Here is a 25,220-nt window from a genome sequence, read left to right as displayed (position 1 = left end):
CGAATCTGGCACACGCCACCGAAGGCCGCACAAGACTCCACTGCATGGAACAGCACAATCCATCGATACGTGACGAAGCACTCGCCCTCTTACGGAGCGGCTCCACCAATCGAGCGGTTGCAGAACTCCTCCACGTCCCTCGCGGAACTATCGGCTGGTGGCTGCACCAGGATCGCAAGCAGCGCGGCGTGCAATACGAGCAGCCCACCGACTGCCCGGCGTGTACTGGGAGAGACATCGATCGCGCTGCTTACGCATATCTCCTCGGGCTCTACCTCGGAGACGGCCACATCACCTCCAAGCCCAAACAGCACCACCTGTCGATCTTCTGCGGCAACACATGGCCCGGCTTGATCGATGAAGCAGAATCGGCAATGCGCCGAGTGATGCCCTTGCCGCGCACCGGACGACGCCACAGAAACGGGTGCGTCGAGGTCAAGTCCTATACGAAGCACTGGACATGTGTCTTCCCCCAGCACGGCCCCGGCAAGAAGCACGAGCGACCCATCGTCCTCGCCTCCTGGCAGCAGGAGATCGTCGACGCCCACCCCTGGGACTTCGTCCGCGGCCTCATCCACTCCGACGGCTGCCGGAACATGAACTGGACGACGCGGATGGTCGGTGGCGTGCGGAAGCGGTACGAGTATCCGCGGTACTGGTTCACCAACGTCTCGGACGACATCCGGCAGCTCTACACCGACACTCTCGACAAGCTCGGCATCGAGTGGAAGCACTGCACCCGCGCCGGAAAGCACTACAACATCTCCGTCGCCCGACGGGCGTCCGTCGCGTTGATGGACGCCCATGTCGGGCCGAAGTACTGACGACCGGCCTACCTCGGGCTGTCGTCCTCGCCGATGTGGTGCACCCGCACCAGGTTCGTCGAGCCCGGGACGCCCGGCGGGGAGCCGGCCGTGATGACGACGATGTCGCCCTTTTTGCAGCGGCCGATCTTCAGCAGCTCCTCGTCGACCTGGGCGACCATCGCGTCCGTCGAGTCCACCTGCGGGCCGAGGAAGGTCTCGACGCCCCAGGTCAGGTTCAGCTGGGAGCGGGTGGCCGGGTCCGGGGTGAAGGCGAGGAGCGGGATGGGTGAGCGGTAGCGGGAGAGGCGCCTGACCGTGTCGCCGCTCTGGGTGAAGGCGACCAGGAACTTCGCGCCGAGGAAGTCGCCCATCTCGGCCGCCGCGCGGGCCACCGCGCCGCCCTGGGTGCGGGGCTTGTTGCGGTCGGTCAGGGGCGGGAGGCCCTTGGTGAGGATGTCCTGCTCGGCGGCCTCGACGATGCGGGACATCGTGCGGACCGTCTCGATCGGGTGCTTGCCGACGCTGGTCTCGCCGGAGAGCATCACCGCGTCCGTGCCGTCGATGACCGCGTTGGCGACGTCCGAGGCCTCGGCGCGGGTGGGGCGGGAGTTGTCGATCATCGAGTCGAGCATCTGGGTGGCGACGATGACCGGCTTGGCGTTGCGCTTGGCGAGTTTGATCGCGCGTTTCTGGACGATCGGCACCTGTTCCAGGGGCATTTCGACGCCGAGGTCGCCGCGGGCGACCATGATGCCGTCGAAGGCGGCGACGATGCCGTCGATGTTCTCGACGGCCTGGGGTTTCTCCACCTTGGCGATGACGGGGAGGCGGCGGCCTTCCTCGTCCATGATGCGGTGGACGTCCTCGATGTCGCGTCCGCTGCGTACGAAGGAGAGGGCGATGATGTCGGCGCCGGTGCGCAGGGCCCAGCGGAGGTCTTCGATGTCCTTCTCGGAGAGTGCGGGGACGGAGACGGCGACGCCGGGGAGGTTGAGGCCCTTGTGGTCGGAGACCATGCCGCCTTCGATGACGGTGGTGTGGACGCGGGGGCCGTCGACTTCGGTGACTTCGAGGGTGACGCGGCCGTCGTCGACGAGGATGCGTTCGCCGGTGGTGACGTCGGCGGCGAGGCCTTCGTAGGTGGTGCCGCAGGTGTGGCGGTCGCCTTCGACGGGTTCGACGGTGATGGTGAAGTGGTCGCCGCGTTCAAGGAGTACGGGGCCTTCGAGGAAGCGTCCGAGGCGGATCTTCGGGCCTTGAAGGTCGGCGAGGATGCCGACGCTGCGTCCGTTCTCGTCGGAGGCTTTGCGTACGTGGCGGTACCGCTCTTCGTGTTCGGCGTAGGTGCCGTGGCTGAGGTTGAGGCGGGCGATGTCCATTCCCGCGTCGACCAGTGCCTTGATCTGGTCGTATGTGTCGACGGCGGGGCCCAGGGTGCAGACGATTTTTGCTCGGCGCATGGTTCGACCCTAGACCTTACCTACGGGTAGTTGATTGGCGTGCCGTGACTGCTCAACGACCTTTGGGTGAAGGGTTGTTGACAAGTGTTGAATTGTGCGGCGGGGTGCTCGGATGAGCATTTTTTCTAGAGTTTTGGCGGTGTCATGAGGAAGCGGGCGTTGACCTGGGCGTGGACGGTCTGGCGTTGTGGTTCGAGGTCGAGTGCGGGGGCGGGTTCGGGTGCGGCTCCGGCGTAGGCGGCGCGGCTGCGGGTGGTGCCGGGTGTGGGGAGGGCTGTCGGGGTGGTGTTCTCGGCGCCGAGGTCGGCGAGTTCGAGGAGTGCGGTGAGGTGGGCGCCGAGGGCGTCGGCGTATTCGCGGGCGCGTTGGACGGCTTCGTGGACGGCTTGGCGGCGGGCGGCGGCGTGGGCGGGTGAGTCGGGGCGCAGGCCCCACCAGGGGCCGTTGACCCGGGTCATGTCGAGGTCGGCGATTCGGGTGGTGAATTCGCCCAGTGCGGTGAAGTCGTTGAGGACGGCGGTGATGTGGACGCGGCCGTGGTAGGCGCGGATTTGTTCGTTGCGGCCTTTCTGGGTGAGTTCGGGTGTGATGGAGAATGCGCCGGTTTCGAGTTTTTCGATGGCTTGTCCGTAGGAGCGTGCGAGTTCGAGTACGTGGTTGTTGCGGCGGGTGAGGTCTTCGAGGGCGTTGCGGCGGTCCTTGCCGCGGGTGGTGACGGTGATGGTGATGCGGGCGGTTTCGGGGTCGACTTCGAGGCGGGCTTCGCCGCGGACGGCGACGCGGGGGTGTTCGGGGGTGCCGTAGGGCGGTGGTGTGGTGGTCATGGGTTCACTGTCGCATCCGGGTCCGACAGTGGGTGGTCATCAGATCGAAACCCGCAGGGGGTGTTGCGGGGTGTGGCTCCTGGGTCATCATCTACGCGCGTTGTGCGCGGTGGGCCTTGTTGTCGGGGAGCCGCGTGGTGCGCGAACCGAGTTGTGTGAGATCTGAGATGTGGGAGACGAAATGCCGCTGAACCGTAGGACGTTCCTGGGCACATCGGCGGCCGCCGGTGCGGGTGTGGCGATCGCGGGGGGTTCTGCGGTGCCTGCCGCGGCCCACGGTCATGGGCACGGCCATGGGCGTGGGCCGAGGCGGTACTCGTTCACGGTGATGGGGACGACGGACCTGCATGGGAATGTCTTCAACTGGGACTACTTCACCGACAAGGAGTTCGACGACAAGGCGCACAATGATGTGGGTCTGGCGAAGATCTCCACTCTGGTGGAGCAGGTGCGCCGGGAGAAGGGGCGTCGTAACACGCTGTTGATCGATGCGGGTGACACGATCCAGGGCACCCAGTTGTCGTACTACTACGCCAAGGTCGATCCGATCACGGCGAGGCGTGGTCCGGTGCATCCGATGGCGCAGGCGATGAATGCGATCGGGTATGACGCGGCGGCGTTGGGCAACCATGAGTTCAACTACGGCATTCCGGTGTTGCGGAAGTTCGAGGAGCAGTGTGACTTCCCGCTGCTGGGTGCGAACGCGTTGGATGCGAAGACGTTGCGGCCGGCGTTTGCTCCGTATGTCATGAAGCGGTTGCGTACTCCGCATGGCCGGGATGTGAAGGTTGCGATTCTGGGGCTGACGAATCCGGGTGTCGCGATCTGGGACAAGGCGAATGTCGGTGGGAAGATGGTGTTCCCGGGGTTGGAGGAGCAGGCGGCGAAGTTTGTGCCGCGGCTTCGTTCGATGGGTGCGGATGTGGTGATTGTTTCGGCGCATTCGGGCAGCAGTGGTACGTCGTCGTACGGTGATCAGATTCCGTATGTGGAGAACGCGGCGGGTCTGGTGGCGGAGCAGGTGCCGGGTATCGATGCGATTCTGGTGGGGCATGCGCATCAGGAGATTCCCGAGCATTTCGTGGAGAACAAGCAGACCGGTAAGAAGGTGGTGCTCTCGGAGCCGTTGAAGTGGGGGCAGCGGTTGACGTTGTTCGACTTCGATCTGGTGTGGGAGAGGGGTCGCTGGGTGGTGGAGAGGGCGGGTTCGCAGGTGCTGAACTCCAACACTGTGGCGGAGGATCCGGGGATCACGGGGCTGTTGGCGGATGAGCACAAGAAGGTTGTGGCGTATGTCAATCAGGTCATCGGTACGTCGACGGCGGCGATGACGACGGCGGAGGCGGCCTGGAAGGACGAGCCGATCATCGATCTGATCAATGTCGTTCAGACGGAGACGGTGAAGGCGGCTCTGGCGGGTGGTGCGTATGGGGCGCTTCCGGTGCTTTCGCAGGCGTCGTGTTTTTCGCGTACGGCGCAGATTCCGGCCGGCGATGTGACGATCAGGGATGCGGCGGGTCTGTATCCGTTCGAGAACACGCTTGAGGCTCGGCTGCTGACGGGTGCTCAGCTGAAGGATTATCTGGAGTTCTCGGCGCGGTATTACGTGCAGACTCCGGTGGGCGCGCCGGTGGACACGGCGAAGTTGACGAATGCGGATAATATTCCGGATTACAACTATGACGCGGTGTCGGGTCTGACGTACGAGATCGATGTCGCGAAGCCGAATGGTTCGCGGATCGTGGGTCTTTCGTTCGAGGGGAAGCCGGTCGATCCGGCGGCGGAGTTCGTGCTTGCGGTGAACAATTACCGGGCGAGTGGTGGCGGTAACTTCCCGCATGTTGCGGGTGCCAAGCAGTTGTGGGCGAATTCGGAGGAGATCCGTAACACGATCATTGCTTGGGTGCAGGCGAAGGGTTCGGTGGATGGTGCGGAGTTCGCTTCGGTTGACTGGCGGCTGACGCGTGAGGGGACGCCGGTGTTCTAGCCGGTTGTTCTTGGTGGGCGGCCGTCTTCTCCTTCGGGAGGGGGCGGCCGCGTTCTGTGTGTGGTGGGTGTCAGGTGGCTCTCAGGGGGATGAGGTCGGGTCCTTGGGTGGGGATGTGGGGGTGTTGGGGGGTGAGGCCGAAGGTGGTGAAGGCGGTGCGTTCGGGGAGGGGGTAGGGGTTGGTGCCGGTGAGGTCGTTGAGGATGGTGGCGCTGCGCCAGGCGGCGAGTCCGAGGTCGGGGGCGCCGACGCCGTGGGTGTGGCGTTCGGCGTTCTGGACGTAGACGTTGCCGGTGACGGTGGGGTCGAGGACGAGGCGGAACCGGTCGTCGATGCGGGGGCGTTCGGAGTCGTCGCGGTGCATGTAGGGGTCGAGGCCGCCGAGGATGCGGTCGAGGGAGCGTTCCCGGTAGCCGGTGGCGAGGATGACGGCGTCGGTGGTGAGTCGGGTGCGGGTGTTCTGCTGGGTGTGTTCGAGGTGGAGTTCGATGCGGGCGTTGGCTACGCGTCCTGCGGTGCGTACGCAGACTCCGGGGGTGAGGGTGGTGTCGGGCCAGCCGCCGTGGAGGGTGCGACGGTAGAGCTCGTCGTGGATGGCGGCGATGGTGTCGGCGTCGATGCCTTTGTGGAGCTGCCATTGGTGGGGGACGAGTTCGTCGCGTACGGGTTCGGGGAGTGCGTGGAAGTAGCGGCTGTAGTCGGGGGTGAAGTGTTCGAGGCCGAGCTTTGAGTACTCCATGGGTGCGAAGGCCCGGGTGCGGGCGAGCCAGTGAAGGTTTTCTTGGCCTGTGGGGCGGGCGCGCAGGAGGTCGAGGAAGATTTCGGCGCCGGATTGTCCGGAGCCGATGACGGTGATGTGTGGGGCTTTGAGGAGTTCTTGGCGGTGGTGGAGGTAGTCGGCTGAGTGGATGACGGGGAGGTTCTCGGCTTCGGTGAGGGGTCTGAGGGGTTCGGGGATGTGGGGTTCGGTGCCGATGCCGAGGGCGATGTTGCGGGTGTGGGTGCGGCCGAGTGCTTGGGCTTCGCCTTCGTTGTCGAGTTGGGTGAAGTCGATTTCGAAGAGTTCGCGTCGGTTGTTCCAGCGGACTGCGTCGACCTGGTGGCTGAAGTGGAGGCCGGGGAGTTGGTCGGTGACCCAGCGGCAGTAGGCGTCGTATTCGGCGCGTTGGATGTGGAAGCGTTCGGCGAAGTAGAAGGGGAAGAGGCGGTCGCGGCTGCGTAGGTAGTTGAGGAAGGTCCAGGGGTTGGTGGGGTCGGCGAGGGTGACGAGGTCGGCGAGGAAGGGGACTTGGAGGCTGGCTCCGTCGATGAGGAGGCCGGGGTGCCAGTGGAAGGCGGGGCGTTGTTCGTAGAAGGCGGTGTTGAGGGGGTGGGGGTTGGGGGGTACGCCGTGGGCGAGGGCGGCGAGGGAGAGGTTGAAGGGGCCGATGCCGATGCCGATGAGGTCGTGTGGCTGGTCGGTGTGGGGGGTGGGCAGGTCGGTCATCGGGGGGTGTTGCCTTCCGCGAGGTCGTTGGCGAGTTGGTTGACGAGGTCGAGGAGTGTGTGGAGGTGGTCGGGGGTGGTGTGGGGGTTGAGGAGGGTGGCTTTGAGCCAGAGGCGGTCGCGGGTGTGGGCCCGGCCGAGTACGGCTTGGCCGCGGGTGAGGAGGGTGCGGCGGATGGTGGCGACGGTGGTGTCGTCGGCGTCGGTGGGGCGGAAGAGGACGGTGCTGATGGTGGGGCGGTCGTAGAGGTCGAGGGTGGGGGTTTCGGCGATGAGGTCGGCGAGGTGGTGGGCGGTGGTGAGGGTGCGGTCGACGAGGTCGGCGATTCCGGTGCGGCCGAGTGCCTGGAGGGTGACGGCGATCTTGAGTGCGTCGGGGCGTCGGGTGGTGCGCAGGGAGCGGCCGAGGAGGTCGGGGAGGCCGGCTTCGGTGTCGTCGTCGGCGTTGAGGTAGGGGGCTTGGTGGTGGAGTGGGTCGAGGTGGTGGCGGTGGGGGACGGCGAGGATGCTTGCGGGGGCGGGTTGCCAGCCGAGTTTGTGCAGGTCGAGGGTGACGCTGTGGGCGCGGTCGAGGCCGTGGAGCTTGCCTCGGTGGGTGGGGCTGAAGAGGAGGGGGCCGCCGTAGGCGGCGTCGATGTGGAGTTCGGCGCCGTGGGTGGCGCAGAGGTCGGCGATGTCGGCGAGTGGGTCGATCCGGCCGGTGTCGGTGGTGCCTGCGGTGGCGGTTACGAGGAGGGCGCGGTGGGGGCTGTGGAGCCGGGTGAGGGCTTCGTCGAGTGCGGCGAGGTCCATGACGCCGGTGGGGGCGGGGATGACGACGGGGGCGGGGAGGCCGAGGAGCCAGGTGGCGCGGGTGATGCTGTGGTGGGCGGTGGTGGCGCAGATGGTCCGTACGGGGCCGTTGCGTTCGCGGGCGAGGAGGAGGGCGAGTTGGTTGGCTTCGGTGCCGCCGGTGGTGATGAGTGCGTCGGGGGTGGGTTGGTGGGGGTAGATCTCGGCGGCGAGGGCGGCGGTGGTGTCGGCTTCGAGGGCGGAGGCGGCGGGGGCCTGGTCCCAGGAGTCCATGGAGGGGTTGAGGGCGGAGGCGGCGAGGTCCGCTGCGGTGGCGAGGGCGAGGGGCGGGGTGTGGAGGTGGGCGGTGCAGAGGGGGTCCGCGGGGTCTGCTGCTCCTTCGGTGAGGGCGGTGACGAGGGTGCGCAGGGCGTGGTGGGGGCCGGTGCCGTGGTCGGGGATGAGGGGGTGGGTGGCGGTGCGGATTCGTGGGGTGACGGCGTCGGGGCCGCCGGCGGGGAGGGGGCCGTCGCGTCGGTGGGCTCCGTCGTGGAGTGCGGTGAGGACGGTGTCGATGAGGGGGCGCAGGGCGGTGGGGCCGGTGGTGGTTCCGGCGAGGGGTGGGGGTGGGGTGGGCATGGCGGTGGGGCCCTTCGGGTGCGCGTGTCGGGGCATGGGTGGGCTTGCCAGCTTTCCGGGTTTTCGTGGGCGTGGCCGGGGAGCCGGGTGATGTGAACTCGAAAGGGGGATGGGTAGTGGGGTGGGGGGGTGTTGGAGTGGGTTCTGGTGGTATGGGTGTGGCGGTGTCGAGGTGGGGTCCGGTGGTGTGGGTGTGGCGGCGGACATGGGTGTGCCCGGCGTCCCCCGGGGTGTGGGGGTGGCGCCGGGCACGGGTGGTGCGGGTGCGGGGTGTCGGTCAGTGGGTGTTGCGTACGGTGAGGGCGCGGCGCAGGTCGTCGATCTGGTCGGTGAGCTTGCGGTGCAGGGCGGGGATGAGGGCCTTGTCGCTGAGGGCCTGTTCGCCGAGGTTGAGGTTGTCGGTGTCGACGGCGTACGCGGGGTAGGCGTAGCGTCCTGCGGCGTCGGCGATGGCGGGGCCCCGGCGGGCGGCGAGCCGGGTGGCTTCGGGGTAGTAGCGGGGCACGTACGAGCGTACGAGGTCGGCCTGTTCGGGCTGCCAGAAGCCTTGGGCGGTGGCGGTGAAGAGGTAGTTGGAGAGGCTGTCGTCGTTGAACAGGGCGTGCCAGGCGGTGGCTTTGGCCTCGGGGGTGGGGAGGGCGGCGCGGCAGCGGGCGGCGCCTTCCCGGCCGGTGGCGCTGGGGTCCTGTTCGAGTTCGGCGGTGATGGTGGCTTCGTCGGTGGCGCCGAGGACGGCGAGGCGGGTGAGGATGCGCCAGCGCAGTTCGGGGTCGAGTTCGGGGCCGCCGGGGACGGTGCCGTTGGTGAGCCAGTCCTGGATGGTGTCGGGCTGGGTGGCGGCGTCGATGAAGTGGCGTACGGCGATGAGGCGGAGGCCGGGGTTGTGGCCGTCCTCGGTGCGGCGGATGAGGTCGCGGCACAGGGCGGTGAGGGTGGCGAGGGCGGCGGGGCGGTGTTCGGGGGTGAGGTAGCGGCCGGCGATGTGGGTGTCTGCGAAGGCGAGTACGCCTTGGGCGAGGGCGAGGTCGGTTTCGTGCGGGAGGTGGGTGCGGGCCGCTTCGAGGTAGGTGGTGGGGGCGAGTTCGCCGTCGCGGACCATGTCGCGGGCGGTGTTCCAGACGACGGCGCGGGTCAGGGCGTCGGGGATGCCGGAGAGGCCGGTGAGGACGGTTTCCCAGGAGTGGGCGTCGAGGCGGATCTTGGCGTAGCCGAGGTCGCCGTCGTTGAGGACGAGGAGTGCGGGGCGGCGGCCGGGGCGTGGGTGGGGTGTGTTGCCCGGGGGGACGTCGATTTCGAACCGCTCGCGCAGGACGAGCCGTTCGGTGCCGTTGTGGGGGTGGATGTCCGGGGCGTGGTCGTAGGCGCCGACGGCGATGCGGTGGGGGCGGCTGCCGTTGTGGTCGATGCCGAGGGTCCAGGTGCCGTCGGATTCCTCGACGCGGGAGGTGAGGGTGTCGACTCCGGTGGTGCGCAGCCAGGCGTCGGCCCAGGCGTGGACGTCGCGGTCGGTGGCCGATGCGAGGTTGTCGATGAAGTCGGCGAGGGTGGCGTTGGCGAATTTGTGGCGGGCGAAGTGGGTGTTGATGCCGGCCAGGAAGTCCTTCTCGCCGAGCCAGGCGACGAGTTGGCGCAGGGCGGATGCGCCCTTGGCGTAGGAGATGCCGTCGAAGTTGAGCATCGCGGAGGCGGTGTCGGGGACGGCGGCGGGGTCGGGTGCGACGGGGTGGGTGGAGGGGCGCTGGTCGGCGTCGTAGCCCCAGCCCTTGCGGGCGACGCCGAAGTCGACCCAGGTGTCGGTGAAGCGGGTGGCTTCGGCGAGGGTCTGGTAGCCCATGTACTCGGCGAAGGACTCGTTGAGCCAGATGTCGTCCCACCAGGCGAGGGTGACGAGGTCGCCGAACCACATGTGGGCCATCTCGTGGGCGATGACCATGCCGCGGGTCTGGCGTTCGGTGTCGGTGACGGCGGAGCGGAAGACGAACTCGTCGCGGAAGGTGACGAGGCCGGGGTTCTCCATGGCGCCGGCGTTGAACTCGGGTACGAAGGCCTGGTCGTAGGAGTCGAAGGGGTAGGGCTCGTCGAACTTCTCGTGGAAGCGGTCGAAGCAGGCCCGGGTGATGTCGAGGATCTCGTCGGCGTCCGCGTCGAGGTGGGGGGCCAGGGAGCGGCGGCAGTGGATGCCGAAGGGCAGTCCGGCGTGTTCGGTGGTCACGGAGTGCCAGGGGCCGACGGCGACGGCGACGAGGTAGGTGGAGATCAGCGGGGTGGGGGCCAGGGTCCAGTGGCCGTCGCCGCGGTGTTCGGCGATGCCGTTGCCGAGGACGGTCCAGCCTTCGGGGGCGGTGACGCCGAGTTCGAAGACGGACTTGAGGTCGGGCTGGTCGAATGCGGCGAAGACGCGCTGGACGTCCTCCATGAAGAGCTGGGTGTAGACGTATGTCTCGCCGTCGGTCGGGTCGGTGAAGCGGTGCATGCCTTCGCCGGTGCGGGAGTAGCTCATGGCGGCGTCGATGTGCAGCTCGTGGGCGCCGGGGGTGAGCGCGGTGAGGGGGAAGCGGTTCTCGACGAGGTCGGCGGGGTCGAGGGGCTGTCCGTCGAGGCTGATCGAGCGCAGGGTGGCCGGCTTGAGTTCGACGAAGGTGTCTCCGGCCGCGGTTGCGGTGAAGTGGATGACGGTGCGGGAGTCGAAGGTCTCCTCCCCCGCGGTCAGGTCGAGGTCGATCGTGTACCGGTGTACGTCGAGGAACTGGGCTCGGGTCTGCGCTTCTTCGCGCGTCAGTACGGACATGCGTCCATGCTGCCGTACGCGGCGGGCGGGGCGCAGGGGGTTCTCGCAGGGCTGAGTGGGGGTGGGTGCCGGGCTGGGTGCCGGTGGTGCCGCTGTCGGCCGGCAGTGCTGCGGCCCGCAGGAGCGGGGGTGGCGCGCGGGCCGTGGCCCGGCTTCGGTCGGTGCTCTGGTGGGCGGTATGTCTCCGGAGCCCGAACCGGCAGCCGCCCCTGCGTGCCGCGGGGACCGTCGTGCCGTCGGGCCGCCCCCGGCCCGCGCGCCGGGGGCGGGGCGGGCTGCTGGTGCGGGCCGTGGGGCGACGCCGTGCCGGTCGGTGTCGTGGGCTCAGTCGCCGGGCGCCGTCTCCGGTGACATCTTCGGGTTCAGCAGGTCGAGTGCGATGTCGGTGATCATGTCCTCCTGGCCGCCGACCATCTTGCGGCGGCCGGCCTCGACCAGGACCGTGCGGGTGTCGAGCCCGTAGCGGCTCGCCGCGTTCTCGGCGTGCCGCAGGAAGCTGGAATACACACCCGCGTAGCCGAGGGTCAGGGTCTCGCGGTCCACCCGGACCTCACGGTCCTGAAGCGGGCGCACCAGATCGTCGGCGGCGTCCATCAGGGGGAACAGGTCACAGCCGTGCTCCCAGCCCATCAGCTCGGCGACGGCGATGAACGCCTCGAGCGGGGCGTTGCCCGCACCCGCGCCCTGGCCTGCCAGCGAGGCGTCGACGCGCGTGACTCCGTTCTCCACGGCGACGACCGAATTGGCCACGCCGAGGGCGAGGTTGTGGTGGGCGTGGATGCCCAGCTCCGTCGTGGGGTCCAGTACCTCGCGGTAGGCGAGGACCCTCTCCCGTACGCCGTCCATGGTGAGCCGGCCGCCGGAGTCGGTCACGTACACGCATTGTGCGCCGTAGGACTCCATCAGCTCGGCCTGGCGGGCGAGTTCGGCGGGTTCGGCCATGTGGGACATCATCAGGAAGCCCGCCACGTCCATGCCCAGCTCGCGGGCGGCCGCGATGTGCTGCGCGGAGATGTCGGCCTCGGTGCAGTGGGTGGCCACGCGCACCGAGCGGATGCCGAGCGCGTGTGCCTGCCGGAGGTCGTGCAGGGTTCCGATGCCCGGCAGCAGCAGGGTGGTGGGCACGGCGTTCTTCGCGGCGTCCGCGACGGCTTCGATCCATTCCCAGTCGGTGTGCGCTCCGACACCGTATGTGATGGAGGAGCCGGACAGGCCGTCGCCGTGGGCGATCTCGATCGCGCCGACCCCTGCGGCGTCCAGGGCGGTGGCGATGGTTCGGGCCTGCTCGACGGTGTAGCGGTGTCTGACCGCGTGCATGCCGTCGCGGAGGGTCACGTCCTGGATGTACAGGGGGCCTCGGGGGTGCGTGTGTCCGGCGGTGGCCGTGGCTGGGGTCTGGTCGGTCATCGGGGTGCCACCTCGCAGGAGCGGTGAGCGGCCATGTGCTCCGCGGTGCGCAGAGCGGCCGAGGTCATGATGTCGAGGTTGCCCGCGTAGGCGGGCAAGTAGTGGGCGGCTCCCTCGACTTCGAGGAAGACGGAGATCTTCGCGGCTTCCTTCCCGGCGCCTGCGGGCAGCAGCGCGCGCAGCGGGTCGTCGGCGGCGACCCGGTCGAACTGGACCTTCTGCTTGAGGCGGTAGCCGGGTACGTACTCCTGGACGCGCGCGGTCATCTCCTCGACGGAGGCGGTCACGGCGGCGTCGTCGCACCCACCGACCAGGCAGTACACGGTGTCACGCATGATGAGCGGCGGTTCGGCCGGGTTGAGGACGATGATCGCCTTGCCACGGGTGGCGCCGCCGACCTTTTCGATGGCCGAGGAAGTGGTCTCGGTGAACTCGTCGATGTTGGCCCGGGTGCCGGGCCCGGCGGAGCGGGACGAGATGGAGGCGACGATCTCGGCGTAGTGGACCGGGGTCACGGCGTTGACGGCGGCAACCACGGGGATCGTGGCCTGTCCGCCGCAGGTCACCATGTTGACGTTGTCGGCGCCGAGGTGTTCGCCCAGGTTGACCGGGGGAACCACGTAGGGGCCGATCGCGGCCGGGGTGAGGTCGACGACGGTGCGTCCGGCGGCGCGGAGCACCTGGTGGTTGTAGCGGTGCGCGCCCGCGGACGTGGCGTCGAAGACGATGTGGACGTCGACGAACTCGTCCGTCTTCAGCAGGCCGTCGACTCCTTCGTGGGTGGTGGCGACCTTCAGCCGGCGGGCACGGGCGAGGCCGTCGGACTCCGGGTCGATGCCGGCCATCGCCGCCATTTCCAGGCGGTCGGAGAGCCGCAGGACCTTGATCATGAGGTCGGTGCCGATGTTCCCGGAGCCGATCACCGCGACCTTGGTGCGGCCGCCGTCCGATGCTGCGCTGCTCAACTCAGGTCTCCCTGCTCGGGGGCGGCGAAGCCGACCCGTACGGAACCGAGGCCCGAGATCCGGGCCTCGAAGGTGTCACCGGGCGCCGCGACGGCCATCGGGCCGAGCGCTCCGGTGAGGACGATGTCTCCGGCCCGCAGCGGGTCCCCCATTCCGGCGAGCGTGGATGCCAGCCAGACGGCGGCGTTCAACGGGCCGTCGAGGCAGTCCGCGCCGCTGCCTTCGGAGACCTTCTCGCCGGCGCGGGTCATCGTCATCCGGACTCCGCGCAGGTCCACGGCGGTCAAGGGCACGGGAGCGCCGCCGAGTACGAACAGCCCACAGGAGGCGTTGTCGGCGATGGTGTCGACGAGGCTGATGTCCCAGTCCGCGATCCGGCTGTCGACGATCTCCAGGGCGGGCAGGGCGAAGTCGACCGCGCGGATCACGTCGGCGGCCGTCGACTGCGGGTGCGGGAGATCGGCGCCCAGCACCAGGGCCACCTCGGCCTCCACCTTCGGCTGGAGGAGCCGGTCCGCCGGGACGGTCCCGCCGTCGGGAACGGCCATGTCGGACAGGAGTGCGCCGAAGTCCGGCCGGTCGACGCCGAGCTGGCGCTGGACGGCCGACGAGGTCAGGCCGATCTTGCGGCCCACGATGCGGCGGTCGCCGGTGAGGCGCGACTCGATGGTGCGGCGCTGCACGGCGTACGCGGAGGCCACGTCTCCGACGGCGAAGAGACCGCGTACGGGCGGGCAGGGAATGCCGGACCGCGCGGCCTCGGCCAGAGCCTCGGCCGCATCGGTGACGGCGGCGGGCGGTGCGGCGGTCACGGGTTACCTCCGGAGGAGAGGAAAGGGAAAGGGGTGAGGGAGTACAGGTCGGCGGCGCGGCGCACGCACCGCCGGGTCTCCGGTATAGACGCCTCGGCGAGGGCCGCGCCAAGGGTCGTTCCGCGACATGGAACAGCGCCCGCGAAATCCGCCGGTCTTGCGCGGTCTGCCTACCTGCGGCCCGGGAACCGGCAGTCCAAGTGACCTATGGTGGTGCGGTGTCAACAGGAAATGACGTGGTCGCGCGGAACCTTCGCATCCTCAGGGAGCAGCGTGGGCTGTCGCTGGCCGAGCTCGCCCGGCAGGCCGGTCTGTCGAAGCAGAATCTGTCCAAGGTCGAGCAGGGTACGGGCAACCCGACCGTGGAGACGCTGTTCGCGGTGGGGTCGGCCCTCGGTGTGCCGGTGACGCGGTTGGTGGCGGAGCGCGAGCAGGTCATGACGGTGCGCCCGGGTGACGAGGCCGTCTGGCAGCAGCACGAGGGGTACGAGAGCCGCAGCCTGGACCATGTCTACGGTTCGGGTGTCATCGAGAACTACATCCTGCGCGTGCGCGGCGCGGGTCGCTCCGCGCCGCATCCGGTGGGCACCCTGGAGCATCTGTACGTGATCAGCGGGCGGGTCAGAGTCGGCCCCGAGGACGGCCCGGTGGAGCTGAGCGCGGGCGATTTCGTCCGGTTCCCCGGCGACCGTCCGCATCTGTACGCCTCCCTCGAGGGGGAGAGCGTGGTGCACATCGTGGTCAGTGTGCCCCGTGTCCAGCCGGGCACCGGCGGCGGGGCGCGGGGAGGCACACACGGAACGAGGAGCGGCATCCCGCCTTCCTGAGCCGCCGCCCTGGGGGCCGTGACGTCCTGCCAGGTCGTACGGGCCCAAAGCGGCGCAATCGATCAGGCGGCGGCCGTCTGCTGACTCGTTGCGGGCTCCCTGCGGGCCCGCAGGCGGGTCGTGGCTCCGAGTTCCCTGGCGGCTTCGAACGCGATCCGGCGCAGCTCGGGCGCGATGCGTGCGGGGTCGAGTCGTCCTGTCGCACCGGAGACGGAGACGGCGGCCACGGGGCGCCCGCCGGCGCCCATGACGGGCACCGCCACGCAGGAGACGCCGGGCAGGATCTCCTCCCGGTCGTAGGCGATTCCCTCCTGGCGGATACGGGCCAGCTCGGCCCGGAAGTCCTCGGGATCGGTCACCGAGTTCTCCATCGGTGCGGGCAGTCCGCCGGCGATCGCCTGCTCGGCCGCGTCGTGGTCGAAGGCGAGCAGTGCCTTGCCGACGGCGGTGCAGGAGGCGGGCATCCGTGAGCCGATGCGGGTGGGTGTACGGGCGCGGCGGTGGCCGTGCAGCTTGTTGACGTACATGACGTCCGTGCGGTGCAGCACGGCCAGGTGCACGGTTTCCTGGGTGAGGACGTACAGCTCGGTGAGGAAGGGCAGCAGGCGCTCCTGGAGCATCAGCGGGGTCGGGCCGTAGACCCGGCGGCCGATGTCGAAGAGCTGGGGTCCCAGCCGGTAGCTGCTGCCCACCCGCTCGACGACGTCGTTGCGCTGAAGGATGCCGAGCAGCCGGAACGCGGTCGACTTGGTCAGGCTGGTGCGGCGGGCGAGCTCGCTGACACCGACCTCGCGGTCCTCCTGGGCCAGCGACATCAGCAGGGTGAGTGCCTTGTCCACGGCTGTCTGCTGCTCACGAGAGGTGTCCGATCCGGTCGGGCCGGTGCCGTCGGTGGTCGGGGTACGGTCGAGCATGTTCGCCTCCGCGCATTCCTGGGCGACCACTTCAGTGGACGTGCGTCCACTGTAGAGAACTGCCGCGCGCGTGTGAACAGTCAAGCCTGGGCAAAACCGAAATCACGGTGCCTCGTACATCACAGTCGGACCGTACGAGGCGTCGCGATCGGCGTCCCCCCGGCGCCGGGCCCGAGGCACGGGCCTCACGGCTTGACGATCACCTTCCCGGTGACCTCGCCGTCGATCATGGCCCGGAAGCCGTCATGGATGCCGGACAACGGGATCTCCCGGTCGATCCGGGGCCGTATCCCGGCACTCTCCATGAACCGCAGCAGCGAGACGAATTCCTGACGGGTTCCGCCCGTGGAGCCCAGCACCCGCTGCTGGAGGTAGAAGATCCGGTTCAGGTCGGCCGGCGGATTGGCCCCGCTGGTCGCCCCGGCGACCACGACCGTGCCGCCCGGACGCAGCGACCGCAGCGAATGCGGCCAGGTCGCCTCCCCGACGGTCTCCACGACCACATCGGCCTTCTCCGGCAGCCTCTCCCCCGTCGCCAACGCCAGGTGCGCGCCCATCTCCAGGGCCGCCGTGCGCTTGTGCTCCGACCTGCTGGTCGCGTACACCCTGGCCCCGGCTGCGCGGGCCAGGGTGATCGCGGCCGAGGCCACCCCGCCACCCGCGCCCTGCACCAGCACCCGGTCACCCGGCCGGATCCGGGCCTGGGTGAACAGCATCCGGTACGCCGTCAGCCAGGCGACCGGCAGGCATGCGGCCTGGGCGAAGGACAGCGACGCGGGCTTGGGGACGAGGTTGCGGCGCGGCACGCACAGCAGTTCGGCGAACGCGCCGTCGTGCCGCTCCGACAGCAGCGCCCGTCCGGGGTCGAGGGTCTCGTCGCCTCCGCCCGCCTGCGGATCGCCGATCACAGGATGGATCACGACCTCGTTGCCGTCCTCGTCGTACCCCGCCGCGTCGCAGCCCAGCACCATCGGCAACCGGTCGGCGGGGTGACCCACACCGCGCAGCGTCCAGATGTCGTGGTGGTTCAGCGCCGCCGCGACAACCCTGACCACGGTCCAGCCGGGCGGTGGCACCGGCGCGGGCACCTCGCGCAGTTCGAGCCCGCCGAGCGGGTCGGCCGGGTCCTGGCGTATGGCGACGGCGGCGAGCATCGGTCCTCCTGGACGGGCGTGAGGGAGTTGCACGAGACGGTGTGCGACAGCACACGGCGGCCACGGTCTGCGGCTGCGGCCCTCCGGGACAAGCGGCTGTGCCATGACACGGCACGCCGAAGCCGCCCCCGTACCCACGATTCAGCAGGCCAGGGGCGCACACCGGAACGTGACGCGGGCGTGTTCCACAGGGCGGCACAGCACGTGGCACCACCCGATCCCGAGACGGTCTGCTGTGAAATGCCCGAACGGACCGCCGAGCCGTCCGGCCCTCGCCCGTATTCCCCGAACAGACCTGAAGGGACGGCCCGTCATGCAACTCAGCGGACTGGGATACTTCGGACTCCGAACCCGGCGCGTCAACGAGTGGCGTACCTTCGCCGAGGACGTGCTCGGCCTGTCGGCGCAGACCACCGAGGACGGGCTGCGGCTGCGCGCCGACGACCGCGCCTGGCGGATCGCCCTGCACGAGTCCGATTCCGAGGAGTTCGGCTACGTCGGCTGGGAAGTTCCAGGACCCGCCGAACTCGCTGCGGCAGCCGAAGAGTTGGCACGAGCCGGTGTCGATGTCAGCCATGCGGACGACCGGACGCTCCGCGAGCGGGACGTTCTGGGGCTCTTCCACATCGAGGACCCCAACGGCGTACGCGTGGAGATCTTCCACGGCGCCCGCACCGCGACCACCCCGTTCGTCTCACCGACCGGCGCCCGCTTCGTCACGGGCGAACAGGGCCTGGGCCACGTGGTGTTCTCCGTCGACGACTACGCGGCGACCCTGCTGTTCTACACCGAACTGCTCGGCTTCCGGCTCTCCGACTTCTGCGACCTGGGTCGCAAGCGGATCGCGTTCCTGCACACCAACCCGCGCCACCACTCGCTGGCGTTCGCCGGGCTCGTCATCGAGCCCGAACGCAAGCCGCGCAAGGACGTGGAGCCGGGAGAGCTCTTCCACTTCATGCTGGAGGCCGACACGCTCGACACGGTGGGGTACGCGTACGACCGCTGCCAGGCCGGTGCGGCGCCGCTCGCACTGACGATCGGGCGGCACAGCAACGACAGGATGCTGTCCTTCTACGCGGTCACACCGTCCGGCTTCGAGGTCGAGTACGGGTACGGCGCCATCACCGTCGAGGACCCCTGGACCGCGACCCGCGTGGACGGCACCAGCCTGTGGGGGCACCACCGGCCGGCACGCGCCGCCGCCCCGGCCGGCCAGGAAGGAACGAAGGCATGAGCAGCCTCCACCGCACCCCCGCCCCCGCCGTCGACGTCACCGAGTACTTCGACATCGACAACGGCCTCGTCGACCGCGGGATCTTCGGCGACACCGCCCTCTACCAGCAGGAGCTGCGCCGCGTCTTCGCGCCGAGCTGGCTCTTCCTCGCCCACACCTCACAGTTCCGCAAGCCGGGTGACTTCTTCACCACGTACATGGGCGAGGACCCGGTCATCGTGACCATGGGCAAGGACAGGAGGATCCGGGCCTTCCTCAACGCCTGCCGCCACCGCGGTATGCGGGTCTGCCGGGCGGACGCCGGCGCGGCCAAGGCGTTCACGTGCAGCTACCACGGCTGGGCGTACGACACCTCCGGCAAACTCATCAACGTTCCCAACCGCGAGGGGTATCCGGAGAGCTTCGACGAGAGCCGCTGGGGCCTGAGGGAGGTCGCCCGGCTGGACACGTACAAGGGGCTGATCTTCGCGACCTGGAATCCGGACGCCCCCGCGCTCACCGAGGCACTCGGCGGGATGACCTGGTACATGGACGCCATGCTGGACCGCGACCCGGAGGGCACGGAGGTCGTCGGCGGGGTCCACAAATGGGTTCTGGAGGGCAACTGGAAGCTCGCCGCCGAGCAGTTCTCCTCCGACTGGTACCACGTGAACATCTCGCACGCCTCCGCGCTGATGGTCATGTCACCCACCGGCAAGGGCCCCAAGGCCGAGATCGTGCAGACCCCGGGACGCCAGTACACCGACCCGAACGGCCACGGCGCCGGCTTCCCGACCCACCCCAAGAGCCGTTTCGACGACCGGGTGGTGCACCAGTACTACGACTACGGCCAACTGCGCGAGCGCCTCGGCGACGGCCGCGTCGAAGGTCCGATGACGACCGGGCACGCCAACGTCTTCCCCAACTTCTCGTATCTGCCGGTCAACGGCAGCATCCGGGTCTGGCACCCGAAGGGGCCGGACAAGATGGAGGTCTGGGCCTGGACCGTCGTCGACAAGTCGATGCCCGACGAGGTCAAGAACGCCCAACGCCTGTACAACCTGCGCACCTTCGGGCCGACCGGCATCTTCGAGCAGGACGACGGCGAGAACTGGAGCGAGTGCCAGGCCACCGCGCACGGCTTCATGGCCGGTGGCATGACCCTCAACTACCAGATGGGCATCGGTATGAGCGCCGAGGACGGCGTCCACCCCGGTACCACCGGACACCTCTACTCCGACGGTGCCGCCCGAGGCTTCTACAGCCGCTGGCGCGACCTGATGAACACCCCGGCCTGGCACGAGAAGGCAGCTGACGAACGATGACCTCCACCGAAACCACCAGCACCGCCCACACCTCCGTGCTCGTCGCCGCAGTCGGTGACATCGCGGAGGGCGAAGCACTCCAGGTACCCGCCGAACGGACCGGGCACCACGACACCATCTCCGTCTTCCACGACGACGGCACGTACTACGCGCTCGACGACACCTGCTCGCACGGCCAGGCCTCCCTCGCCGACGGCTGGATCGAGAACGGCGAGGTCGAGTGCCCCCTGCACAGCGCCCGCTTCTGCCTCAGGTCCGGTGAACCGCAGTGCATGCCCGCCACCCTCGCGGCCCGGACCCACCGGGTCGAGGTCGTCGCCGGCGAGATCTGGCTGCACCCCGGCCAGGAGCCGACGTCATGACGAGGATCGCCATGGTCGGCGCCGGGCTCTCCGCCGTCTCGGCCTGCGACGCCCTGCGCGGCGGCGGCTACGACGGCGAGATCGTCCTGCTCAGCGACGAGGCGGGACCGCCCTACGACCGCCCCCCGCTGAGCAAGGACGTCCTGACCGGCAGCGCGGCCACGCGGGGGGACATCGCCCTGCGGCCCGCCGACTGGTACGAGAAACAGCGCGTCGAACTCCGGCCGGGCATCGCCGTCACCGCCCTTCGCCCCGACGAGGGTGTGCTGGAACTGGCCGACGGCAGCGAACTGACCGCCGACCGCATCGTGCTGGCCACCGGCGGCACCGCCCGCACCCTACCGGTGCCCGGCGCCGACGACCCGGCCGTGCACACCCTGCGCACCTGGGCCGAGGCGGAGAGGCTGCGCGCCCGGCTCGTACCGGGCGCCCGGATCGCCGTCATCGGGGCCGGACTCATCGGCGCCGAGACCGCGGCCGTCGCCACCGCGCTGGGCTGCGCCGTCACCTTGATCGACCCGGTGCCGGTACCCCTGACCGCCGTCGTCGGCCCGGACATCGCCGGGGCACTGCACGCCCGGCACCGCGCCGAGGGCATCGACGTCATCACCGGTGGTGTGGAGCGCATCGACCGTGCCCCCGGGACCGAGGAGGTCACCGTCACCGTGGGCGGGCGCCCCGAGCCCGTCGCCGCCGACACCGTGGTTGTCGGCATCGGCATCCGCCCTGCGACGGCGCTGGCCGAGGCCGCGGGGCTCACCGTCGACAACGGCATCGTCGTCGACGTGGCGCAGCGCACCTCGCACCCGCGTGTGTACGCAGTCGGGGACGTCGCCCGGCGCAGCGGTGACCCGGTGCGGCACGAACACTGGGACGCCGCCAGGAGCAGCGGTCAGGCCGCCGCCGCCGGACTGCTCGGAGCGGCCCCGCCCGCCCGGAGTGCCTCGTGGTTCTGGTCCGACCGGTACGGCAGCCGGCTGGAGGGGGTCGGTTCGATGGCCGACGCCGAAGAAACCGTCGTCCGGGGTGATGTCGCCTCCGGCGCCTTCACGGTGTTCGGGCTGCGCGCTTCGGTGCTGATCGCCGCCGCCGCGATCGACCGGCCCAAGGACATCAAGGCCGCCCAGCGGCTGATCGCCCGCGCCGTGCCCGTCCGCGCGGACCGGCTCACCGACCCGGCCACTGAGCTGCGCGCCCTGCTGCGCGGCTGAACCGGCCCCGCCCCGTACCTCTCCCCCGGCCTCGTACCGGCGTGTGCCGCCCATCGGCACACCCGCTCCCCGCACCCGCCGCCATGCGATGGGATGGCCGACACAGCGCGGCACGCAAGGAGGATCCATGAGCATCCACACCACGGAATCCGCCGCCGCCCCCACGGGCGGGCCGGCCCTGGACGATCTGCTGCTCCACTTCGAGGTTCAGCGCTTCTACACCCTCGAAGCCCATCTGCTCGACCAGCACCGGTACGCCGACTGGCTGGAGCTGCTCGCCGACGACCTGCACTACTGGGCGCCGGTACGCACCAACCGGCTGCGCCGCCAGCAGTCGCTCGCCGACGGTGTCCCCGGCGAGGTGGCGATCTTCGACGAGACGAAGGACAGCCTCGCCTGGCGCATCCGGCGGTTCGACTCCGGCATGGCCTGGGCCGAGGACCCGCCGTCGCGCACCCGGCACCTGGTCACCAATGTGGCCGTGCGCCCCGGCGACGAGGACGGCACGTACATCGCCGAGTCCGCCTTCCTGGTCTACCGCAACCGCCTGGAACGTGAGGTCGATCTGTACGCGGGTGGCCGCACCGATCTGCTGCGCCGGGCCCCGGACGGCTCGCTGAAGGTGGTACGCCGCCACATCCTGCTCGACCAGAACGTGCTGCTCGCCAAGAACATCAGCACCTTCCTCTGACACATCGGCGCCCGCTCCGGCAGGCACGCCAGATCCTGCGCCCCCGGTACATCCGAAACCCCCGCACCCCCTGGAGTTCCCCCGTGTCCTCTGCCCGCGGCACCGACGCCGTACAGCCCGAGATCATCACCCACACCGTTCGGACTTCGCTGGGCCCGGTCTCGGTCAGCGAGGCGGGCGAAGGCCCGGTGCTCGTGATGCTGCACGGCGGCGGGCCGGGAGCCGACGGCCTGGCCAACTACCGGCACAACCTCGCCGCTCTCGCCCCGCACCACCGGGTCGTCCTGCCCGACCAGCCGGGCTTCGGCGGCAGCTACCGCCCGACCGAGGACGATCTCGACGCCCGTTCCATCACCGAGATCACGGTCGACGCCGTACTGCAGACTCTGGACGCCCTCGGCATCGAGCGCTTCCATCTGCTGGGCAACAGCCTGGGCGGCGCCGCCGCCATCGCCATGGCCCTCGCCGCCCCCGACCGGGTCGGGAAGCTGGTGCTGATGGCACCCGGCGGCGGTTGGCTGCCCTTCGGCCCCACCCCCACCGAGGGGCAGAAGGCGATGTTCCGGTACTACAACGGCGAAGGCCCGACGGTGAGGAAGATGCGGGACTTCGTCCGCGTCATGACGGCTGAGCCCAAGCGGTGGGAGGACACCGTCCAGGCCCGCTACGAGGCATCCCTGGACCCGAGCCACATCGAGTTCTACCACCGCTACAACGCGGCGTTCGGCAAGCGGCACGGCATGGACCCGCTCTGGCGCGACGTGCACCGGATCAAGGCCCCGACCCTGCTGTTGTGGGGCCGCGACGACCGGACCATCACCCTGGACGGCGCGCAGCTCATGCTCAAGCAGATCCGTGATGTCCAGCTGCATGTCTTCGGTGGCTGCGGCCACTGGGTGCAGCTGGAGCGGCAGGCCGAATTCGAGCGTCTCGTCACCGACTTCCTCCAGGAGCGCTGAGTCATGGCCGAGCACGTACCGAACACCGCGGCCGCCCCGGCCGCGGGCTGGCTCGACGGAGACGTCGCGCTGATCACGGGTGGCGCGAGCGGCCTGGGCCGCGCCATCACGCTGCGCTATCTCGCCGAAGGCGCGTCGGTCGCCGTCCTGGACCGGGACGCCGCGCAGCTCGCGGCGCTGGTCGAGGCCGCGGGCGGGCACGCGGACCGGGTGCTGACCGTCACCGGTGACGTACGCTCGACAGAAGATCTGCACGGAGCGGTCGCGGGGGCCGTCGAGCGGTTCGGCCGGCTGGACGTCCTGGTGCCCAACGCCGGGATCTGGGACTATCACCGCAGCCTGACCCGGCTCTCGGGCGGGGAGCTGGCCGACGCGTTCGACGAGATCTTCTCCGTCAACGTCAAGGGCTATCTGCTCGCCGTGGAGGCGGCCTGGCGGGAGCTCGTCAAGACCAGAGGCAGCATCATCATGACGCTCTCCAATTCCTCCTTCCACACCAACGGCGGCGGCCCGGTGTACACCGCGAGCAAGCACGCCTGTCTCGGCCTGGTCCGCGAGTTCGCCTATGAACTCGCCCCCAAGGTCCGGGTCAACGGCGTCGCCTGCGGCGGTATGCGTACCCAGCTGCGCGGTCCGGAGAGTCTGGGGCTCCAGGAGCGCAGGATCGAGGACTCGTTCGCCCGCGCCGAGGCGGCCGGCGCCCGTCCGCACGTGCCGCTGTACGAGGCGAGTGTGGAGCCGGAGGACTTCACCGGGACGTACGTCCTGCTGGCTTCCCGCCGCGACAGCGGCAACATCACCGGTGCCGTGGTGCCCGTCGACGGCGGTATCGCCGTTCGCGGTTTCCGCAGCGCGGCCGGTGGCACCGACCTCTGAGCCGAGCTCCGAGGCGACACACCCCTTGTCCCCCCCTTCAGCGCCCACCTGCCGACAGCCACCGAAGGAGCCGTTCGGGTCATGGTCGACATCAGTCCCGCTGCCGCTGTGCAGCGCAGAGCCCGGTACGACGCAGCCGCCGCTGCCCTCGTCTACGAGGGCAGGACCATCACTGCGGGCACCCTCGCCACCACCGTGAGCCGACTGGCCGCGGGCCTCGCGGCACGGGGACTGCGACATGGTGACCGGGTGGCTTTTCTGGGGCTCAACAGCGCCACCCTGTTCGAGGCGCTGCTGGCGGCCAGTCATCTCGGCGCGGTGTTCGTGCCGGTCAACCACCGCCTCGCGGCCGACGAGGTGCGGCACATCCTCGCCGACTCCGGCGTCCACACACTGATCGTCGAGGAGAACCACCGCGCGCTGGCCGAGTCGATCCTCACCGAGATTCCGGTACGTCGGCCCGTCCTCGTCGACACGGACCCCTCGTGCCCGGCCGCACCCGCTCCACCCGCCGTATGGACACTGCTGTCGGAGCTGCTGTCGGCCGACGCGAAACGGCCGACCGCGGTGCCGCTGAGCGACGACGACCTGGCCGCCCTGATGTACACGTCGGGAACGACCGGCCGTCCCAAGGGCGTCATGCTCACGCACGGCAATCTGTGGTGGAACGCGGTCAATGTCGACTCCATGGTGGACACCCGCCCCGACGACGTGAACCTGGCCGTCGCCCCGCTGTTCCACATCGGCGGGCTGAACGCCCTCACGTTGCGCACCCTGACCCGTGGCGGCACCGTCGTCGTGCGTCGCGCCTTCGACCCCGCGCAGTGCCTGGCCGACCTGGTGGAGCACCGGGTGACCAGCATCTTCGCAGTGCCTGCCATGTTCGCGGCGCTCGCCCGCGTACCGGGTTTCACCGAGGCGGACCTTTCCGCGCTGCGGGCGGTCGTCGTGGCGGGTGCGGCCGTACCGCCGCGGCTCATCGAGGACTACGCGCACACCCACGGGGTCCTCCTCCAGCAGGCGTGGGGCCTCACCGAGACCGCCCCGTTCGCCACCTACCTCCCGGCGGCGCTCACCCTGGAGAAGACCGGTTCGGCAGGGCTTCCCATGCCGTACACCGAGGTGTGCCTGATGACTCCGGAACGGGGCGGCCTCATCGAGCAGCCCGACGTGCGGGGTGAGATCTGCGTCCGGGGGCCCAATGTCGTCAGCGGTTACTGGAACAACCAGGCCGCCACCCGGGAGGCCTTCGACGATGCGGGCTGGTTCCACAGCGGGGATGTCGGCTACCGGGACAAGGACGGCCACTACTTCATCGTCGACCGTCTCAAGGACATGATCATCAGCGGTGGGGAGAACATCTACCCCGCCGAGGTCGAGCGGGTGCTCAGTGCCTTTCCCGGAATCCTCGAGGTCGCCGTCGTGGGAATACCCGACCCCAAATGGGGAGAGACCGTCGTCGCGGTCCTGGTCTGCGAGGCGGGAGTCGAGCCGTTGCTGGAGGAGGTACGTGACTTCGCGAGCCGTCAGCTCGCCCGGTACAAGCTGCCCACCCGTCTGGTGGTCGCCCCGGAGCTTCCGCGCAATGCGGGGGGCAAGCTGCTCAAGGGCCAGGTGCGCGACTTCGTCGTCCAGCAGGTCACGGTGGTTTCGGACTGATCCTCGCGCCGGCCACGGCAGGTGATGCGGTGGCCGGTGGCCCCGGCACCGTTCCGGGCCGCCCGCTCCCCTCGTACCCCGTCGT

The 25,220-nt window shown here is 69.6% G+C and carries 21 protein-coding genes; 11 read left to right on the top strand and 10 right to left on the bottom strand.

The window, feature by feature from the left end:
• Window positions 1-44: 44 nt before the first annotated feature.
• Window positions 45-824 carry a helix-turn-helix domain-containing protein gene (locus IE107_RS03810; protein ID WP_189541019.1) on the top strand — a complete coding sequence of 260 codons (780 nt, stop codon included), beginning with the start codon at window positions 45-47 and terminating at the stop codon, window positions 822-824.
• A gap of 8 nt (window positions 825-832) precedes the next feature.
• Here IE107_RS03810 and pyk read toward each other — a convergent pair whose 3' ends face one another.
• Both pyk and IE107_RS03800 read right to left on the bottom strand, forming a co-directional pair.
• On the bottom strand, window positions 833-2,266 hold the full coding sequence (gene pyk / locus IE107_RS03805; protein WP_189541016.1) for a pyruvate kinase: 1,434 nt from the start codon (window positions 2,264-2,266) through the stop codon (window positions 833-835).
• Between the two features lie 125 nt (window positions 2,267-2,391).
• Window positions 2,392-3,090 (bottom strand): SIMPL domain-containing protein, encoded by a 699-nt coding sequence (locus IE107_RS03800; RefSeq protein ID WP_189541014.1) that lies wholly within the window; start codon window positions 3,088-3,090, stop codon window positions 2,392-2,394.
• A 181-nt stretch (window positions 3,091-3,271) separates the two neighbouring features.
• On the opposite strand from IE107_RS03800, the gene IE107_RS03795 reads away from it, so the two are divergent.
• Entirely contained in the window at window positions 3,272-5,077 is a 1,806-nt protein-coding gene (locus IE107_RS03795) for a bifunctional metallophosphatase/5'-nucleotidase (protein ID WP_189541012.1), read from the top strand.
• Window positions 5,078-5,147: 70 nt separating this feature from the next.
• On the opposite strand, the gene IE107_RS03790 is transcribed toward IE107_RS03795, so the two are convergent.
• From IE107_RS03790 to IE107_RS03765, 6 genes are all read right to left on the bottom strand, one after another.
• On the bottom strand, window positions 5,148-6,563 hold the full coding sequence (locus IE107_RS03790) for a lysine N(6)-hydroxylase/L-ornithine N(5)-oxygenase family protein (RefSeq protein WP_189541010.1): 1,416 nt from the start codon (window positions 6,561-6,563) through the stop codon (window positions 5,148-5,150).
• Window positions 6,560-7,972: a pyridoxal phosphate-dependent decarboxylase family protein gene (locus IE107_RS03785; RefSeq protein ID WP_189541008.1), complete on the bottom strand. Its 1,413-nt coding sequence runs from the start codon at window positions 7,970-7,972 to the stop codon at window positions 6,560-6,562. Before IE107_RS03785 ends, IE107_RS03790 begins: the two co-directional genes overlap by 4 nt.
• A 277-nt stretch (window positions 7,973-8,249) precedes the next feature.
• On the bottom strand, window positions 8,250-10,760 hold the full coding sequence (gene pepN, locus IE107_RS03780) for an aminopeptidase N (RefSeq protein ID WP_189541007.1): 2,511 nt from the start codon (window positions 10,758-10,760) through the stop codon (window positions 8,250-8,252).
• A gap of 324 nt (window positions 10,761-11,084) precedes the next feature.
• Entirely contained in the window at window positions 11,085-12,167 is a 1,083-nt protein-coding gene (gene dmpG / locus IE107_RS03775) for a 4-hydroxy-2-oxovalerate aldolase (RefSeq protein WP_189541005.1), read from the bottom strand.
• Window positions 12,164-13,132: an acetaldehyde dehydrogenase (acetylating) gene (locus tag IE107_RS03770; protein WP_189541002.1), complete on the bottom strand. Its 969-nt coding sequence runs from the start codon at window positions 13,130-13,132 to the stop codon at window positions 12,164-12,166. The genes dmpG and IE107_RS03770 overlap by 4 nt, the downstream gene beginning before the upstream one ends.
• Window positions 13,129-13,944: a 2-keto-4-pentenoate hydratase gene (locus tag IE107_RS03765; protein ID WP_189541000.1), complete on the bottom strand. Its 816-nt coding sequence runs from the start codon at window positions 13,942-13,944 to the stop codon at window positions 13,129-13,131. Before IE107_RS03765 ends, IE107_RS03770 begins: the two co-directional genes overlap by 4 nt.
• A 218-nt stretch (window positions 13,945-14,162) precedes the next feature.
• On the opposite strand from IE107_RS03765, the gene IE107_RS03760 reads away from it, so the two are divergent.
• Entirely contained in the window at window positions 14,163-14,771 is a 609-nt protein-coding gene (locus IE107_RS03760; RefSeq protein ID WP_229866674.1) for a helix-turn-helix domain-containing protein, read from the top strand.
• 62 nt (window positions 14,772-14,833) lie between these two features.
• On the opposite strand, the gene IE107_RS03755 is transcribed toward IE107_RS03760, so the two are convergent.
• Together IE107_RS03755 and IE107_RS03750 are read right to left on the bottom strand one after the other, a co-directional pair.
• On the bottom strand, window positions 14,834-15,685 hold the full coding sequence (locus IE107_RS03755) for an IclR family transcriptional regulator (protein WP_189540998.1): 852 nt from the start codon (window positions 15,683-15,685) through the stop codon (window positions 14,834-14,836).
• Between the two features lie 185 nt (window positions 15,686-15,870).
• Window positions 15,871-16,839 carry a zinc-binding dehydrogenase gene (locus IE107_RS03750; protein ID WP_189540997.1) on the bottom strand — a complete coding sequence of 323 codons (969 nt, stop codon included), beginning with the start codon at window positions 16,837-16,839 and terminating at the stop codon, window positions 15,871-15,873.
• Window positions 16,840-17,152: 313 nt separating this feature from the next.
• Between IE107_RS03750 and IE107_RS03745 the strand changes: the two genes are divergently transcribed.
• From IE107_RS03745 to IE107_RS03710, 8 genes are all read left to right on the top strand, one after another.
• Window positions 17,153-18,073 carry a VOC family protein gene (locus tag IE107_RS03745; RefSeq protein WP_189540995.1) on the top strand — a complete coding sequence of 307 codons (921 nt, stop codon included), beginning with the start codon at window positions 17,153-17,155 and terminating at the stop codon, window positions 18,071-18,073.
• Window positions 18,070-19,377, top strand: a complete 1,308-nt coding sequence (locus IE107_RS03740; protein ID WP_189540993.1) for an aromatic ring-hydroxylating dioxygenase subunit alpha — start codon at window positions 18,070-18,072, stop codon at window positions 19,375-19,377. The genes IE107_RS03745 and IE107_RS03740 overlap by 4 nt, the downstream gene beginning before the upstream one ends.
• Complete coding sequence (locus IE107_RS03735; RefSeq protein ID WP_189540991.1) at window positions 19,374-19,739, top strand: bifunctional 3-phenylpropionate/cinnamic acid dioxygenase ferredoxin subunit; 366 nt, start codon at window positions 19,374-19,376, stop codon at window positions 19,737-19,739. The genes IE107_RS03740 and IE107_RS03735 overlap by 4 nt, the downstream gene beginning before the upstream one ends.
• The gene (locus IE107_RS03730) at window positions 19,736-20,950 is read left to right on the top strand and encodes an NAD(P)/FAD-dependent oxidoreductase (protein WP_189540988.1); all 1,215 of its coding nucleotides are present in this window, start codon (window positions 19,736-19,738) and stop codon (window positions 20,948-20,950) included. The genes IE107_RS03735 and IE107_RS03730 overlap by 4 nt, the downstream gene beginning before the upstream one ends.
• Window positions 20,951-21,077: 127 nt before the next feature.
• Window positions 21,078-21,641, top strand: coding sequence for a 3-phenylpropionate/cinnamic acid dioxygenase subunit beta (locus IE107_RS03725; protein WP_189540986.1), 564 nt, complete (start codon window positions 21,078-21,080; stop codon window positions 21,639-21,641).
• An 83-nt stretch (window positions 21,642-21,724) separates the two neighbouring features.
• On the top strand, window positions 21,725-22,600 hold the full coding sequence (locus IE107_RS03720) for an alpha/beta fold hydrolase (protein ID WP_189540984.1): 876 nt from the start codon (window positions 21,725-21,727) through the stop codon (window positions 22,598-22,600).
• A gap of 3 nt (window positions 22,601-22,603) precedes the next feature.
• On the top strand, window positions 22,604-23,476 hold the full coding sequence (gene hcaB / locus IE107_RS03715) for a 3-(cis-5,6-dihydroxycyclohexa-1,3-dien-1-yl)propanoate dehydrogenase (RefSeq protein ID WP_189540982.1): 873 nt from the start codon (window positions 22,604-22,606) through the stop codon (window positions 23,474-23,476).
• 81 nt (window positions 23,477-23,557) lie between these two features.
• Window positions 23,558-25,135 (top strand): AMP-binding protein, encoded by a 1,578-nt coding sequence (locus IE107_RS03710; RefSeq protein ID WP_189540980.1) that lies wholly within the window; start codon window positions 23,558-23,560, stop codon window positions 25,133-25,135.
• Window positions 25,136-25,220: the final 85 nt, after the last annotated feature.

The organism is Streptomyces gelaticus (genome assembly GCF_014649535.1).
Lineage (GTDB): Bacteria > Actinomycetota > Actinomycetes > Streptomycetales > Streptomycetaceae > Streptomyces > Streptomyces gelaticus.
The sequence above is the reverse complement of the archived record's forward strand: the minus strand, read 5'-3'. Positions and strand labels throughout refer to the sequence as shown.

What these genes read in the sequence shown, in the direction of transcription:
- IE107_RS03785 (WP_189541008.1), bottom strand. Translation starts at nt 7,972, where the DNA reads ATGCCCACCCCACCCCCACCCCTCGCCGGAACCACCACCGGCCCCACC.
- hcaB (WP_189540982.1), top strand. Translation starts at nt 22,604, where the DNA reads ATGGCCGAGCACGTACCGAACACCGCGGCCGCCCCGGCCGCGGGCTGG.
- IE107_RS03810 (WP_189541019.1), top strand. Translation starts at nt 45, where the DNA reads ATGGAACAGCACAATCCATCGATACGTGACGAAGCACTCGCCCTCTTA.
- IE107_RS03750 (WP_189540997.1), bottom strand. Translation starts at nt 16,839, where the DNA reads ATGCTCGCCGCCGTCGCCATACGCCAGGACCCGGCCGACCCGCTCGGC.
- IE107_RS03800 (WP_189541014.1), bottom strand. Translation starts at nt 3,090, where the DNA reads ATGACCACCACACCACCGCCCTACGGCACCCCCGAACACCCCCGCGTC.
- IE107_RS03795 (WP_189541012.1), top strand. Translation starts at nt 3,272, where the DNA reads ATGCCGCTGAACCGTAGGACGTTCCTGGGCACATCGGCGGCCGCCGGT.
- IE107_RS03735 (WP_189540991.1), top strand. Translation starts at nt 19,374, where the DNA reads ATGACCTCCACCGAAACCACCAGCACCGCCCACACCTCCGTGCTCGTC.
- IE107_RS03740 (WP_189540993.1), top strand. Translation starts at nt 18,070, where the DNA reads ATGAGCAGCCTCCACCGCACCCCCGCCCCCGCCGTCGACGTCACCGAG.
- IE107_RS03745 (WP_189540995.1), top strand. Translation starts at nt 17,153, where the DNA reads ATGCAACTCAGCGGACTGGGATACTTCGGACTCCGAACCCGGCGCGTC.
- IE107_RS03710 (WP_189540980.1), top strand. Translation starts at nt 23,558, where the DNA reads ATGGTCGACATCAGTCCCGCTGCCGCTGTGCAGCGCAGAGCCCGGTAC.
- pepN (WP_189541007.1), bottom strand. Translation starts at nt 10,760, where the DNA reads ATGTCCGTACTGACGCGCGAAGAAGCGCAGACCCGAGCCCAGTTCCTC.
- IE107_RS03755 (WP_189540998.1), bottom strand. Translation starts at nt 15,685, where the DNA reads ATGCTCGACCGTACCCCGACCACCGACGGCACCGGCCCGACCGGATCG.
- dmpG (WP_189541005.1), bottom strand. Translation starts at nt 12,167, where the DNA reads ATGACCGACCAGACCCCAGCCACGGCCACCGCCGGACACACGCACCCC.
- IE107_RS03730 (WP_189540988.1), top strand. Translation starts at nt 19,736, where the DNA reads ATGACGAGGATCGCCATGGTCGGCGCCGGGCTCTCCGCCGTCTCGGCC.
- IE107_RS03725 (WP_189540986.1), top strand. Translation starts at nt 21,078, where the DNA reads ATGAGCATCCACACCACGGAATCCGCCGCCGCCCCCACGGGCGGGCCG.
- pyk (WP_189541016.1), bottom strand. Translation starts at nt 2,266, where the DNA reads ATGCGCCGAGCAAAAATCGTCTGCACCCTGGGCCCCGCCGTCGACACA.
- IE107_RS03790 (WP_189541010.1), bottom strand. Translation starts at nt 6,563, where the DNA reads ATGACCGACCTGCCCACCCCCCACACCGACCAGCCACACGACCTCATC.